Raw genomic sequence first — 14,951 nt, forward strand, 5'->3', positions numbered from 1 at the left:
CGGGGATCAGGCCAGGACCCCGCCTGTTTCGAAGCAGACGGTTTGGTCGGCGATGCGGGCAACCTGCTCCAGGTAGTGGGAGACCACCAGAATGCACAGGTTCTCTTTCAGGCCGATCAGCAACTCCTCGATGACGGCGGTGGAAGCGCGGTCAAGGGAGGAGGTCGGCTCGTCCAGCAGCAGCACCTCGGGCTCCAGCACCAGGGCGCGCGCGATGCAGAGACGCTGCTGCTGCCCTCCCGACAGCGTGCGGGCATCATCTTTCAGCCGGTCCTTGACCTCGTTCCACAGATTGGCAACCGTCAGTACCTGTTCGAGCCGCTCCTCCATGAACCGGCTGTTCTTCTCGCCCGCTATCTTCAGGGGAAAGAGGATGTTGCGGCGAATGCTCATGGGCAGCGGATTGGGCGTCTGAAACACCATCCCCACTTTTTTTCTCAACTCCGTCAGCGGCATGGAACTGGCGTACACGTCACGGAATACGCCTTGCAGCTTGATCACCACCGTCCCGGTCATCTCTGTTTCCGGAATATTCTCCCAGAGCCGGTTGAGCGTCATCAGAAAGGTGGACTTGCCCACGCCCGAGGGGCCGGTGAGCGCCGTAATGGCATTGTCGGCACAGTCCAGGGATACGTTGTTCAGCACCGTGCGGCCGCGATAGGAAAAACCGAGCCTCTTGACCCGGATCTTGGTGGTATCAGTCATTGCAGGTTTCATGGCCTCCGGAATGCGACATGGCTCACACCCTTCCTGATGCCCAGGGCCAGCAGGAAGAGCAGGGCGCAGAGTAGCACAAGGATGATGGCGGCCCCGTATCCCCGTGAGAGTTCATCGGGATCGGAGTACTGGGACGAAATATAGTAGATGTAAAACGGCAGCGCCTCATAGGGTGATAGCAGCGATCGGGGAAGGCCTGCCGAAGCCACGGCGCCGGTGAGCATGATCACCGCGGTGTCCTCGGCGCAGCGGCCAATGGCCAGGATAACGCCGCTCATGATCCCCGAAAAAGAGCGCGGCAGCAGCACCAGCGCGATGTTCTGCAACCTCGTGGCCCCCAGGGCCAGGGCCGTCAGGCGGGTCTCCCGGGGGATGCCCTCCAGAGCCGTCTGCGTCGTGCGGATGATGTAGGGCAGCACCAGGAAGGAGAGCGCCAGACTGGAAACGAGAATACAGGGCTTGATGGCATCGGAATAGTGCCGGTGAAGAAATACCGTCAGGGAAAAGCCGAACAACCCGACGACGATCGACGGCATACCTGACAGGATATCGAAGACCAGGTTGAGCGCCGTGCGGGAGAAGACGCCAGCATACTCGGCAAGATAGATCCCGGTGGCGATTCCCACCGGGATGGCCCAGGCGATGGACAGGGTTACCAGAACGACGGTACCGGCAAGTGCCGGAAACAGCCCGTCGAACACCCGCTCCTTAAGCAGGAGCGCTCCCAGGGGAGAGGCTTCGCCAAACAGCAGGGAAAGAGTGATGGATTCGTGGCCGTTCCAGACCAGATAGCCTATGATCAGCAGCACGGAAGAGACAAGGAGCAGACCGGCTGCCCAAGAGAAGACGATGACCATACGTTCGGCGATACATACCTTTTTCACCGCTGCTCTCCCCCTGTGCGGCCCCAGGCGCGGACGGCAACCGTCACCAGCATGGTAAACAGGTAGAGCACCACGCCGCAGGTGAAGATCGACCTGAATTCGGGGCTTTCGTAATCGGCCGCGATCACCAGGGCGATGTGCGCCGTAAGGGTCCTGGCCGAATCCAACACCGATCCCGGCATGCGGATGGAATTGCCGGCAATCATCAGCGCGATCAGCGTATCGCCCACCGCACGTCCCAGAGCGAGAATCACGCCCATCAGCATGCCGCTCCGCGCGGAGGGAAGCATGACATGGACCAGCTTCTGCACCCGGCTCGCCCCCAGTGCATCGGCGGCATCCAGGTAGGAACGGGGTATCCTGTCAAAGCTGTCACAGAAGAAGAGGGTCATGGTGGGAGAGATCATGACCCCAAGCATCAGGGAGGCGGCCAGGATGCACATGCCCGACCCGTACTGAAACAGCTCACGCAGCACCGGAACAAGGAGGAAGATGCCGACGAACCCGTAAATAACCGTCGGGATCCCGGTCATCAGCTGGATCAGGCGTCGCAGCGCACCGCCGACCCCTTGCGGGGCGATGACCGTGACCAGGAAGGAACTGCCCAGGCTCAAGGGGAGGGAGAAGGCAACACTCAAAAGGGAGATCGCAGCAGTGGTTACGATCATGGGAAGGATTCCGTAGGAGCCCTGGAAGGGGTCCCAAGGCGTGAACAGCAGCTGCAGAAGTCCTCCTCCCCGCATGGCGGGAAGCCCCATGTACACCATGAAGGCCAGAATCACCAGGGTTATGGATGAGCTTGCCAGTGCGGAGAGGAGAAAAAACCTCTCCGCAAGCAGTTCCCTGATTTTTTTCATCGGACCGGGATAAATCCGTGTTTCCTGATGATCGCCTTCCCGGCTGAAGTACGCAGATAGTCGATGAATTTCTTCGTGATGCCGGAAGGTTCTCCCCTGGTATTGCTGTACAGTCCGCGGGAGATGCCATAGCTGCCGTCCTGCACGGTCCTGATCATCGGCGTGACGCCGTCAAGGCTGACCGCCGACACGGTCCGGTCGATATGCCCCACCGAAACATAGCCGATGCCATAGGGATCCTTTGCCACGGCCGATTTCATGGCGCCGTTTGACACCACCACATTGGCAGCAGAAGAGATCTGCCCCTTGCCGAGCCCCTTCTCCCAGAACACTTCGCGGGTTCCGCTGGCCTCATCGCGGGTGTAGAGGTTGATCCTGCGGTCAGTGCCACCCAGCTGTTTCCAGTTGTCTATCTTTCCGGAAAAGACCTCGGCAAGCTGGCCTTTTGTCAGTTTTGTGACGCGATTCTTGGGGTTCACCACCGGCGCCACACCGTCCACTGCCCACTGATAGACCCTGAGCTGATAGCGGGCGATTTCGTCCCCGGTCGGCTTTCTGCCGCTATTGCCGATGTTGACCAGTCCCTCACCCACCTGCTTGATGCCCACACCGGAGCCTCCGCCGGCGATGCTGATCTGAATCTCGGGGTTCACGGTCATGATCTTCTGGGCGGCCTCCTTCATGACCGGGATGTGCGCGGTTCCCCCGGAGATCTTCAACTCCCCCCTTTCGTTCTTGAACGAATCGAGTTCTCCCGAAAAAACCGGAAGGGCGGACAGTACCAGGGCAGCCAGTGAAAGCGCCACGCGTACCAGGGCTGTTTTCTTCATTCTCTCCTCCTTTGCGAAATGACTTGCGAAGGGGGGAGGCTAGCAAATACGCCATGCGATGTCAAACAGCTTCAAAACGGCACAACCGGTACCCGGGGTCAGCCCAATCCCGGATTCACCGGACGGGAGCTTCCCGCGCGAAGAGCGGCAATTGACACATCACCCCCGTCATGGCAGAATGCACCAGATTCCACCTAGGGAGCCCCGACGTTTATGAAACACAAAACCGTCTCAGGATCACGCAAAACCACCCGCATGCTTGAAATCAAGCCGGTGCGCGGCTATGCACGGACAGCATCCATGCCGGAGGGGCACGTCTAGGTATCCTGAACCAGAGCACCTCAACCCCACCGGCCACAGCCGGTGGGGTTTTTTTGTATCCTGAATACGGGGGCGACCGTACCGGCATTCACCCTGCCACCGCTCCACCCAGTTCGGTCAGGGAGGGTGCGCTCCATCCTCTCCGTTGCGCACTCAACTGAAAATACATACACGGACGACGCCATATCCGCCGACCAGGGCGGAACAACCACCATATACAGAAGGAGAGTTTTATCGTGAAAAAACACACCACACAGAGACAGATTTTCATTACTGATTTCGACATGCAGCGCCTGGAGGAGTTGATCGAGGGCGCGAAAGCCAGGGTATCCCGCGACAGCCGCAACATCGTGGAGCTCGAGCAGGAGTTGCACCGAGCGGACGTGGTGGCTCCCGACGGCATTCCGCCCGACGTGATCACCATGAACTCGCGCGTCTGCCTTCAGGATATGGATTCCGGGGAAGAGCTGGTCTATACGCTGGTCTTTCCGGGGGACGCCAACCTGGAAAGCGGCAGGATTTCCGTGCTCGCGCCGGTTGGCACCGCCATGATCGGCTACCGCACCGGCGACCGCATCAGCTGGCCCGTTCCCGGAGGAACGAAAAAGCTGAAGGTCAAAAAGGTCCTCTACCAGCCTGAAGCGGCCGGCGACTTCCATCTCTAGCGGCGCCGGCATGCCACGGGCGGAGCAGGAGCACGAAAAGACGCTCCCCGACTCCGCCTATGGCAGCCCGGCATTTCCATTCAGTTCGTCCGTTCCAGTTCCTTCTCCATCTCCAGCACCCTGAGGGTGATCTTCATGACCGAGTCCGGGTTGAGAGAGATGGAGTCGATCCCTTCCCTGACCAGGAAGGCGGCGAACTCGGGATAGTCGCTGGGAGCCTGGCCGCAGATACCGCTGTGGCGGTGATTGCGCCGGGCACCCTCGATCACCTTGGCCACTGAGCGCATCACCCCCGGGTCCCGCTCATCGAAGACATGGGCCACCAGGGCCGAATCCCGGTCCACCCCCAGGGTGAGCTGGGTCAGGTCGTTGGAGCCGATGGAGAAACCGTCGAAGAGCCTGCTGAATTCGTCGATCAGGATGACGTTGTTGGGGATTTCGCACATGACGTACACCATGAGACCGTTCTCCCCCCGCGTGAGCCCGTTCTTCTCCATCTCGGCAAGAACCTTCTCCCCCTCCCCCACCGTACGACAGAAGGGGATCATGGGAATCACGTTGACCAGCCCCATCTGGTCGCGGACCCGCTTCAGGGCCTGGCACTCCAGGGCGAACCCCTCCCGATAGCGCTCGTCGTAATAGCGCGAGGCGCCGCGGAAGCCGATCATGGGGTTCTCCTCCTCCGGCTCGAAAGCCCTGCCGCCGATCAGGCTGGCGTACTCGTTGCTTTTGAAATCGGAGAGCCGCACCACCACCGGCCTGGGGTAGAAGGGAGCGGCGATGGTGGCGATCCCGCCGGCCAGTTGCTCCACGAAATACTCTTCCCGCGGGCTGAACGCGGCGGTGAGACGCTCGATCTCCCGGCGCTCCTCCTCGCCCGCGATCCGCTCGGGATGGACCAGCGCCATGGGGTGGATCTTGATGTAGGTGGTGATGATAAACTCCATGCGGGCCAGCCCGACGCCGTCATTGGGAATCCTGGCCAGGGCGAAGGCCTCATCCGGGTTACCCAGGTTCATCATGATCCTGGTGCGCGGCCGCTCCAAGTGGGCCAGGGAGATCCGCTCCACCCGGAAGGGGATCAGCCCCTCGTAGATCCTGCCCACCTCCCCCTCGGCGCAGCTCACCGTGATCTGCCGGCCGCTGTTGAGTCGCTGCGTGGCATTGCCGGTCCCCACGATGGAGGGGATGCCCAGTTCACGGCTGACAATGGCGGCATGACAGGTGCGACCGCCCCGGTTCGTGACCACCGCCGCCGCCTTCTTCATGACCGGTTCCCAGTCAGGCGTGGTGGTGTCGGCCACCAGGATCTCACCCGGCCTGAAGTCGGACAGGCCGCGCAGGTCGGTGATCACCCGGGCGACGCCCGATGCGATCTTCTCGCCCACGCTGGTGCCCGAGGCCAGCAGGGCGCCCTTCCCTGCCAGATGAAAAATCTCCAGGCAGTCCATGTCCTTCTGGGACTGGACCGTCTCCGGCCTGGCCTGGACGATGAAGAGCTGGCCCGTCTCCCCATCCTTGGCCCACTCGATGTCCATGGGGCTGTCCCTGCCAAGCCTGTCGGCGTAATACTCCTCGATGATCATGCCATAGCGGGCCAGCTCCAGGACCTCCGCGTCGCTGATGCAGAAGCGGTCGCGCTCATCCTCCGCCACCTCCACATTGCGGGTGAGTTCACCCGGCCTGTCGCCGCCGTAGACCATCCTGAGTCGCTTCTCACCCAGTTTCCTGCCGACGATGGGACGATAACCGGTGCGCAGGGTCGGCTTGAAAACGTAGAACTCGTCCGGGTTGACCGCCCCCTGAACCAGGTTCTCCCCCAGGCCGTAGGCACCGTTGATCAGCACCACATCCCGGAAGCCGGTTTCCGTATCGATGGTGAACATGACCCCGCTGGCCGCCAGGTCGGAGCGGACCATCTTCATCACGCCGATGGAGAGGGCCACCTGGAAGTGATCGAACCCCTGGTCCAGGCGGTAGGAGATGGCCCGGTCGGTGAACAGGGAGGCGAAACAGCGGCGGCAGGCCTCCAGGAGCTGCTCACTGCCCCGGATATTGAGGTAGGTTTCCTGCTGACCGGCAAAGGAGGCGGTGGGCAGGTCCTCCGCGGTGGCACTGCTGCGCACCGCCACATCCGTTTCCTCCCCGTACTGGTCGCACAGACGCCGATAGGCGGCGATGATCTCCGTTGCCACCTCTTCCGGCAGGGGCGCCCGGCAGACCAGTTCCCGCAGCCGCTCCCCCCGCCGTGCGAAATCAGCTAGGTCGTTCCTGTCCATGCCGCCCAGGAGGCGCTCCATCTCGGGGAGGATGCCCGCCGAGGCCACCAGCCGCCGGTAGGCCTCGGCGGTCACGGCAAAGCCATTGGGAATCCTGACCCCGCGGGGGGCGAGCTGGCGGTACATCTCCCCCAGGGAGGCGTTCTTGCCCCCCACAAGAGCCACGTCATCGATGGATAATTCCTCGAACCAGCGGATGTAGTCCTGTTGATCTACCATGTCCTTTCTCCCCGGGGTATACCCCTGACCGGCGCGGGCCCGCGCCGCTGGCGCCTCACACCTCTTGTCCCTGCATCACACCTGTAAAAGAGTGTACCCGCGGGAGCGGAGTTCGCAACGGGGAGCACCTCTTTGGCAACGGACTGAACAAGCGGATAAAAGGGGATGTCAGACCACGAGGCTTTGAAAGCTGACCAGATAACGGTATGATTGCCACACACAAAAGGGACCCGGGACGACTATTCACCAGGGAGGCGAAAACAATGACACCCCAGGGGCAGGCCAGCAGGGCCAAGGCACAGCAGCGGGCCGACCGGATACAGGCTTTCAGGAGCGAACTTGGACAGGTTGAAGCCGAGGGGGTGCTGCGCCTTGACGAGGATCAGCACACACGGCTGAGCGACTACCATACCAGGCTGCTGGGCGAGCTGGAAGCCCGCTTCGATATCGACACCAGCCCTACGGCCCGCCGCATGTCCGCCGGCATGCGCGTCGTCTCCTTCCTGGGTGCGCTGGCCCTGTCGGCGGCGGTATTTTTCTTCTTCTACCGCTTCTGGGGTTTCTTCTCCACGACTGCCCAGGTTGCCATCCTGGTGACCGCGCCGCTGGTGCTGCTGATGGGGGTGGAAGTCGCCGCCCGGTGCGAACGGACGCTCTACTTCTGCTCACTGATCAGCCTGGTGACCTTTGCCGCCTTTGTGCTCGACCTGAGCATGCTGGGCCAGATCTACAGCATCACCCCCAGCCAAAACGCCTTCCTGGCCTGGGGTCTCCTGGCCCTGATCCTGGCCTATAGCTATCACCTGCGCCTGATCCTGGTGGCAGGGCTGCTCTCGCTCATGGGTTATCTGGCCGCCACCATGGGGACCTGGTGCGGCCTGTACTGGCTCTCCTTCGGTGAGCGGCCGGAGAACTTCATCGCTGCGGGGCTCGCTATCTTTGCCGCGGGATTCCTTCCCCACCCTGGTCGCCAGGAGTTTCCGCCACTGCTGCGCACCTTCGGCCTGTTGGCGATCTTCATCGCCCTGCTGACCCTCTCCCACTGGGGCGCGGGCAGCTATCTGCCGTTTCCCCATGAGCAGATCGAAACCGGCTACCAGCTGGGCGGGTTCGCGCTGGCCGGGCTGGTGATCTGGCTCGGCATCGCCCGAAACTGGCCCGGCCTGGTCAACCTGGGCAGCAGCTTCTTCGTGATCTTCCTCTACACCAAATTCTTCGACTGGTGGTGGCAATGGATGCCCAAGTACCTGTTCTTCCTGCTGCTGGGGGGAGCAGCGGTGCTGCTCCTGATCCTGCTCAGGAAGATGCGCTCGCTGATTCGGGAGGTGACGCCATGAAGCAGAGCGGACTCCTGGCGGCCTTGGCCCTGGTCCTGATCACCAACGGCATCATCCTGGCGGGCGTACTCCACAACCGCCTGGGAGAGCCGGATGCACGGGTGGAACTGACCGAGCGCGAGCTGCGCCTGGAAGGACACAACCGGGAGAACAGCGCCGTCTCCCTGAGACTCACCCTGCAACGGCAGCACGACGACATCAACGGGCCGTTTCCCTGGCTTGAGCGCGGGAAACTGGAGCAGCTGGGATTCGACTGCCGGACGCCACCCGATGCGCAGGACGCCGGGCTGCGCTATGACCGGGCGCTCCCCCGCCGGGTCTGGCTGGTGCTGGAATACGAGGGGAAGGCCTGGCAGGCCTGGCGCAGCGAGGCCAAACGGCGTCTGGCGGAACTATCCCGCCGCGGCACAGAGGCGGGGGAAGGCTCCCGGCCCCGGAACTTCGAGGCGAAACGCCTCAGGTGGGAGAGTATGGCTGGATCGCGGCTGTTCGCTATCGACGCGGGCAATGATCCTGCCAGTCTGCGGCAACGCTATCCCGACCGGACGCACTGCATCATCACTCCGGCTCTGGTGCGGATCCAGCTGCTGCGCGCCCACGATCAGGAGCCACACCGTCCCGCCCGCCTGGCCGGATACGTGCAGCAACTCCTGACCGATTCCATCCAGGTTCCCCGTGACCGCCGGGGAGTGCTGACCTCTCTCGCTGCCTCCCGCCAGGAATACTCTTTCAGCGGACAGTCGGAAAAGGTCTTCGCCCCGCGCTACCGGGTTACGCTGAACTACGGCAAACGGCATGAACCTTGGGTAACGGCCGTGCAGCCCCTCTCTCCGGCACGCTCCGCCGCACAGGGAGAGGAAGGAGCAACGAAGAAGTGACACCTTCAGCCCGGCCAGCAGCCAAGGCAACGGACCGGTCTGGCTCGAACCGGCCAGACGCAGATACCGTACACAAAGGGAGGGCGAAAGGAGAAGCGCTCATGACAGCCGACCAGTATGACGTCATCATCATCGGCACCGGGCCGGCTGCCCTGGGGGCCGCGTTCCACCTCAGCGACAACAATCCCGCCATCTCCATCCTGATGATCGACAAGGAACCGGTCTGCTCCGGCGGGCTCCTGAACGACTGCAAGCAGAACTACTCCTACCCCATCGGCTTTGCCGAGGAGTGCTGGACCAGGGAGGAGGCGGAACGCCTGCTCCCCCTGGTGGAGCGGAAACTCCAGCCGGTATTCAAAGAGAAGATGAACCTGGAGACCTACCGCAAGCGGGCGGAGCGGGTCGGGGTGGAGCTGTTCGACGTGCGCCAGGCCCACGTGGGGACCGACCGGAGCAGGCTCCTGATCCGGCGGCTGATGGACGAGCTGGCCGACCGGGGTGTCCAGGTCATGCTCAGGCGCGAGGTCACCGACGTGCGGGAGGAGCGGGAAAGCGCCCTGATCACCCTGGACGACGGCCGAACCCCGCGCGCCGGAGCGGTGGTGGTGGCGCCAGGGAGGAAGGGGTTCGCCTTCCTGCAGCGGGTCATGGAGCAGCTGGGGGTGGAGTACGTGGACAACATCCTGGACGTGGGCATCAGGGTCGAGACCCGGCTGGAGAACTACCCCATCGTCCGGGACTACTACGATCCCAAGTTTTACTTCCCCGACCGGGTGCGCACCTTCTGTACCAACTCCGGCCAGGCCCGGGTGGCGCTGGAGCGCTACGGGGAGTTCAGCCTGGTGAACGGCCATGCCCTCTCCTCGGAGAACAACGGCAACGGCTTGGTCAATTTCGCCCTGCTCAAGACCATCGGGCTCAAGGACCCGGTGCGCAGCGGCCACCAGATGGCCCTCATCTTGGGGCGTCTGGCCAACGAGATCGGCGGCGGCAGACCGCTCATGCAGCGGGTGGGGGATTTCCGCATGGGGAAGCGCTCCACCGCCGAGACCTTCAACGACGACCTGTACTCCTTCCGTCCCACCTGTCCGGTGACCGCCGGCGACCTGGGGCTGGCGGTTCCGGCCAAGATCATGCGCCACATCTGGGCGGCCATGAAGAAGCTGGACACCATCGTCCCCGGGGTTCTCCATCCCAGCACCATCATGTACTATCCCGAGATCAAGATGTACGCCAACAAGCCCGCTTTTCTGGATTCTCATTTCCGGGTCACCCCCCACATCTACATGGTGGGCGACGGCGCCGGAGTCTCCCGCGGCATCACCGGCGCCTGGGCCAGCGGCATCAGGGCCGCCGAGGGAATTTTCGAAGGAAAAAGATGACCACACGGCAATCGACTGGCCCTTCAGGTTTCTTAACTCGCCATGCCATGAATGTTGTGGTTTGGGTAAATTTGCTACATGGGTTTTTGGAGGGGCTTTGAGAGGCATTGCTTCGTTTATTTGAGCCGTTTTGTCAGCCTGGTATTGGTGTGAAGGCCCAGGCTTTTTTTGAGGGCATCATGGGCTACGGTGTTCTCAGGTCAGCATCTTTGAAGATATCGAACAATTCCAACTAAAAACGATAACTAATCCCTCTCTATTGGGGGCATGGTTTCGTCAAGCCCACCAAAAAACATCCCGCTGTTGTGATCAGTATCCCATAACCCACCATTTTTCTGATGTAATCTCTCCTTCTAACTGCTCGCTATTGTAATGTGACCCATCCCGGTGGCATAGGGCGATGACGGAAGATGCACCGAATCAAAAGAGAATATCAGTTCTTTAAAAGCACGGTATTTCGGGATTTTAACCTTTGTAATGTGTGGTTTGACGGCGCTCATCAGGCAATCGCACCAGTTGCTCAAACTGTGACTCATGCCACATTTTCATATGTCATTTGCTGTTACCGTAACAAACAACGATCAGTAAATTACAATAACGACCCAAAACGAACATATCCCCGATTATAAGGGGGCAGGAGTCAAGCCGGCAGAAGAAAATTCAGTGCGTAAAAACAATACAATTGATAGACGACAATACTAAACCATTCGCGAGAATGGGACGGAAAGCCTACAGGGTCTCACCGAGACAGCCGGGTCGCCGAAATATCCAACTCAGATATTCGGCCCCGGCTTTTTTATTGCCTGCGACACAATGTCGCGGCTCTTATGACAACAGCATACAGGAGGGTATGATGACGGGAATATGCTCAATAGAATCAAGTACTAAGAATATATCGCGTGATTCGGGAGGTGGTGGGAGAGCAGAAAGCAATATCAGTTGTACGCCTGAAAAAGGCAAACCATTCGAAAGGATGGGGCGCAAAACCACTGGTCTAAATCCCGGAAATTCGGGACATGACAGCAGGGCTGCCGGGCTTAAGCAGTACCTCCTTGTGAGGTGCGGTTTGCTCAGGCACAGACAACAAGGAGAAATCTGCATGAAATCAATTGGTTCAGTAGTTGCGGTGCGAAGGGCAGTAGGCACATCGAAATCAGGCTTCTTGCGGGCCACAGGACTATTGCGTGTTGGGGTTTTTGCATTTGTAGCAGCATGTACGCTTGTTTATCCGCTGAAGGCCCATGCGGCCCAGACAACCCTCGGATGGGCAGCCACTACGAGTTCAAATGTTTCCGGGTACAAGTTGTACTACGGCAACACCTCAGGTACGTACTCACAATCTGTGGATGTGGGAAACACGACAAGTTATACTATGAGTAACCTGACTGCTGGAAAAACTTATTATTTTGCTGCTGTCGCCTATGATGTGTCTGGAAATCAAAGCGATTACTCCAACGAGGTGAGCAAAAGCATACCGCTGGTTCAATATACTGTAACCGCCAGTGCGGGAACTGGGGGCTCAATTTCCCCCTCCGGTTCGACTACCCTCAATTCCGGAGCAAGTAAGACGTATACCATTGTCCCTGCTACAGGTTACAAGATAGCTGATGTGAAAGTCGACGGTACATCAGTCGGTGCGGTCAGTACCTACACATTTGGCAACGTAACCGCGAGCCATACCATTTCCGCCACCTTCTCGGCACAGGTAACTACCATAACCCCTCACTGGAACGATGCGACAACCAAGAATACGACCATGCTCACCGCTAGTCCTAAATACATGGTATGGAGCCCTGTTGTGGCCGATGCAACGGCAAAGGTGACGAGCTTGAGGGTGAATATAGGTCTTTACGGCCAAGCAACTCAGGTCAGGCTGGCACTTTATGACAAAAGCGGTAAAAAAATGACCGAGGGGACCGGTACTGTTTCAGCGGCAGGATATAAATCCATAACCGTTCCATTAGTGAGTGTTACCAAGGGCAATACCTATTTCATAGCAATACAGGCAGCTTCCAGCATGCTCAAAAAATTCAACTGCGGTGCTTCCACAGGAGGATATGCGGCTAAGAATACATACTCAAATGGGTTTCCAAGCAGTCTGCCCAAAGGGTGGAGTGATTATTTGGTCACTTCTGGAATGTTTGTACAGTAAGCAAAGCGGATTGCCGATAGGTAGTCAGGAGATTGTGTTACATGCGGTTGGCGAGGTTCAGGCCTCTTGGCAGACGGAAAGCCCAAACAAGATTAACGAGGAGTATTGCTATGAAAATCAATGACTTTATAAGGAAAACACGGACACTGTTTTTTACGCTGACTTTGGTGTGCGGTGTCATGTCATCCGGGTGGGCAGCAACCTACTACGTGGATTCCGTAAGCGGAAACGACGCCAATACGGGCACAGAGGCTGCGCCCTGGAAATCGCTGACCAAAGTGAATTCGACTGCTTTTAAATCAGGCGACTATATCTATTTCAAATGCGGGCAAACATGGAGTGCCGCCTTAATTCCAGTATCAGGTTCCAGCGCCGGTTATGTTACATATGGATCGTACGGAAGTGGCGCCAAACCGGTAATAAGAAACTTTAATGCAACTGGCAAGATGTACGTTAAGCTTCAAGGTGTAAAATTAAGTTCCACCACAGCAGATTACCCTCTGTATATCAATAAATCCTCGTATATATGGGTTGAAAACTGTGAAATATATGCCGAAAGCGGATCGACTGCCTATGCTGCGGCAAGAATCTACATGGACTCACACCACAACAAGATAGTTAACTGCGTTATTGAACATAGAAATTTTAATAGGCAAAATGATGCTCTCAATCTGAAATATAACGCAAACTATAATTTGATCGAAGGCAACAAGATCGGGACAGCAACACACTATGCACTTACTTTAGAAGGTTCAAGTTCCGCCTATCCTGGTTATGTATGTAGTTACAATGTTATAAGAAAAAATACCATAAATAACCCTGAAGGTGCAGTAGTTGAACTTCAGTCAAACGCAAATCGCAATGTGTTTGAGAACAATACGGTAACAGGCGGAAAGAATACTTCTTTTTGCGCCAACCAGCCCCGTTCCTTTAAAAGCGTGTCACAATATAACATTATTAGGGGGAATGTAATTTACGATAATCTTGAATCGGCTGGATCCGGCATCTCTTCACAGGCTTATCAGTATAATACCGATCCGGCCAACAATGTCGTGGGTAACCGCATTTATAACAATATTATTAAAGGCATATACGCTAGTCCTATTATTCTCGACAATTATGAGCCCACTGTGTGCAAGGTGGCGGATAACGTGTTCAAAAACAACATCATCAGTGGCAATGGTGTGTCGAATGGTCTTCAACTTATTGTGACAGCGAACAGCAATATTACGGATAATTATTTTCAAAATAACCTTTTTTACAAATACGGCACAACCAATGTCTTGAAAGTAAAGGGTGTGTCGTATAGCGTCGCTTCAATACAATCAACCTCCAGCACTTACTTTTCAGGTAATATCCAGAAAGAACCAGCTATAGGTACCGACAACAACCTGCTTTCCGGTTCACCGTGCATCGATGCAGGCGGATTTTTGACAACAGTGACAAGTTCAAGTGGTTCTGGCAACATAATATCTCTTGCAGATGTCAAATATTTCAGCGATGGATTTGGTGTTGCTGAAGGTGACAAAATAATGGTTGGTAATGCTTTGGCAACCATTACATCTATAGACTATTCAACAAACAAGGTTGTTCTTAAGGACCCAATTTCATGGCAGCAGGGAGCATCGGTGAGCCTTCCTTTTGCTGGTACCAAGCCTGATATTGGAGCTTTTGAAGTCGCTGATCTGTCTTCTACTATTTTGCCTCCAGTAAACTTAAAAGTTGTTGAATAGCAGATGACTATTAGTTGAGTATATCTTGTTTGATGTAGAAAAGGGGAATACAAATTCCCCTTTTCTATCAGCCCTTTGCAAGCAATAGAGCAGCAATGCGTATCAAGATAATCAGAAAACCCGTGTCAGTAAGCATCCCCCGGCACAGCCGGGGGCTTTCAAAACCGTGAACCGCTCAAAGCGGGTTTTCAAAAGATTAACTGACCACCAGTGGTGGTCACCCTTCGGCCAATAACGTCAATTGAATCCAAACGTTTGTCTTCGTCTTCCTGGCTCCTGATGTATTTGGCAATCGTTTCTGAGAGTAAACACGATAATCGAGGGAGGTTCAGACTTGCTAATTGAGGGATCATTGCAGGCCCTGACCTGACGATCATGGATGCTGGATGGGCAGCGGTTGAGCCCTGCATAACAGTAGGTTCATCCGCCGCCCCCAGGTTTTTCCTACCTCAGTTGCCGCATGAGCTCCCTTGCCTTCTTCCGGCTGTAACCGATGTCCTCCCTCGATACGTCATACAGATAGACCGGATAGTTAAACCCTGTCTTGATGAGCAGTCCTCCGTTCCAGTCAGTGATCATGGTGATGCTTCTAATATTCCGACGGTAGCGGAACCATGTCGTATTTTCCTCCGTGATCTCCACATCGAGCGTTTCCAGCCGTCTTTTCTGGGGGTTATACACAGTGCATTCCATATCC

12 protein-coding genes and 2 riboswitches are annotated in these 14,951 nt (G+C 57.4%); of the genes, 6 read left to right on the forward strand and 6 right to left on the reverse strand.

The features are described 5' to 3' along the window. Nucleotides 1–6: 6 nt before the first annotated feature. The 4 genes from PPRO_RS14075 to PPRO_RS14090 are packed head-to-tail and all read right to left on the reverse strand — an operon-like array spanning nucleotide 7 to nucleotide 3,288. Nucleotides 7–717: a phosphate ABC transporter ATP-binding protein gene (locus PPRO_RS14075; protein ID WP_011736680.1), complete on the reverse strand. Its 711-nt coding sequence runs from the start codon at nucleotides 715–717 to the stop codon at nucleotides 7–9. Beyond that, complete coding sequence (gene pstA, locus PPRO_RS14080; protein WP_011736681.1) at nucleotides 714–1,601, reverse strand: phosphate ABC transporter permease PstA; 888 nt, start codon at nucleotides 1,599–1,601, stop codon at nucleotides 714–716. The genes PPRO_RS14075 and pstA overlap by 4 nt, the downstream gene beginning before the upstream one ends. Beyond that, nucleotides 1,598–2,458 (reverse strand): phosphate ABC transporter permease subunit PstC, encoded by an 861-nt coding sequence (gene pstC / locus PPRO_RS14085; RefSeq protein WP_011736682.1) that lies wholly within the window; start codon nucleotides 2,456–2,458, stop codon nucleotides 1,598–1,600. The genes pstA and pstC overlap by 4 nt, the downstream gene beginning before the upstream one ends. Further along, on the reverse strand, nucleotides 2,455–3,288 hold the full coding sequence (locus PPRO_RS14090; protein WP_011736683.1) for a phosphate ABC transporter substrate-binding protein: 834 nt from the start codon (nucleotides 3,286–3,288) through the stop codon (nucleotides 2,455–2,457). The genes pstC and PPRO_RS14090 overlap by 4 nt, the downstream gene beginning before the upstream one ends. 557 nt (nucleotides 3,289–3,845) lie before the next feature. Between PPRO_RS14090 and rnk the strand changes: the two genes are divergently transcribed. Further along, entirely contained in the window at nucleotides 3,846–4,274 is a 429-nt protein-coding gene (gene rnk / locus PPRO_RS14095; protein WP_011736684.1) for a nucleoside diphosphate kinase regulator, read from the forward strand. A gap of 80 nt (nucleotides 4,275–4,354) precedes the next feature. On the opposite strand, the gene ppsA is transcribed toward rnk, so the two are convergent. After that, on the reverse strand, nucleotides 4,355–6,772 hold the full coding sequence (gene ppsA / locus PPRO_RS14100) for a phosphoenolpyruvate synthase (protein WP_011736685.1): 2,418 nt from the start codon (nucleotides 6,770–6,772) through the stop codon (nucleotides 4,355–4,357). Nucleotides 6,773–7,035: 263 nt separating this feature from the next. Here ppsA and PPRO_RS14105 point away from each other — a divergent pair, with 263 nt between their 5' ends. From PPRO_RS14105 to PPRO_RS14125, 5 genes are all read left to right on the forward strand, one after another. Continuing rightward, nucleotides 7,036–8,109, forward strand: coding sequence for a DUF2157 domain-containing protein (locus PPRO_RS14105; RefSeq protein ID WP_011736686.1), 1,074 nt, complete (start codon nucleotides 7,036–7,038; stop codon nucleotides 8,107–8,109). Beyond that, nucleotides 8,106–8,987, forward strand: coding sequence for a DUF4824 family protein (locus tag PPRO_RS14110; protein ID WP_011736687.1), 882 nt, complete (start codon nucleotides 8,106–8,108; stop codon nucleotides 8,985–8,987). Before PPRO_RS14105 ends, PPRO_RS14110 begins: the two co-directional genes overlap by 4 nt. A gap of 101 nt (nucleotides 8,988–9,088) precedes the next feature. Then, nucleotides 9,089–10,369, forward strand: a complete 1,281-nt coding sequence (locus tag PPRO_RS14115) for a pyridine nucleotide-disulfide oxidoreductase (RefSeq protein ID WP_011736688.1) — start codon at nucleotides 9,089–9,091, stop codon at nucleotides 10,367–10,369. 687 nt (nucleotides 10,370–11,056) lie between these two features. After that, nucleotides 11,057–11,133: riboswitch (cyclic di-GMP riboswitch) on the forward strand. 181 nt (nucleotides 11,134–11,314) lie between these two features. Then, nucleotides 11,315–11,405, forward strand: a riboswitch (cyclic di-GMP riboswitch). Between the two features lie 63 nt (nucleotides 11,406–11,468). After that, a complete protein-coding gene (locus PPRO_RS19695; protein ID WP_049759743.1) occupies nucleotides 11,469–12,521 on the forward strand; it encodes a fibronectin type III domain-containing protein in 1,053 nt (350 codons plus the stop codon). A gap of 110 nt (nucleotides 12,522–12,631) precedes the next feature. Beyond that, on the forward strand, nucleotides 12,632–14,254 hold the full coding sequence (locus PPRO_RS14125; RefSeq protein WP_011736690.1) for a right-handed parallel beta-helix repeat-containing protein: 1,623 nt from the start codon (nucleotides 12,632–12,634) through the stop codon (nucleotides 14,252–14,254). Between the two features lie 444 nt (nucleotides 14,255–14,698). On the opposite strand, the gene PPRO_RS14130 is transcribed toward PPRO_RS14125, so the two are convergent. Further along, nucleotides 14,699–14,947: a hypothetical protein gene (locus PPRO_RS14130; RefSeq protein ID WP_011734407.1), complete on the reverse strand. Its 249-nt coding sequence runs from the start codon at nucleotides 14,945–14,947 to the stop codon at nucleotides 14,699–14,701. Between the last annotated feature and the right edge of the window lie 4 nt (nucleotides 14,948–14,951).

The organism is Pelobacter propionicus DSM 2379 (genome assembly GCF_000015045.1).
GTDB lineage: Bacteria > Desulfobacterota > Desulfuromonadia > Geobacterales > Pseudopelobacteraceae > Pseudopelobacter > Pseudopelobacter propionicus.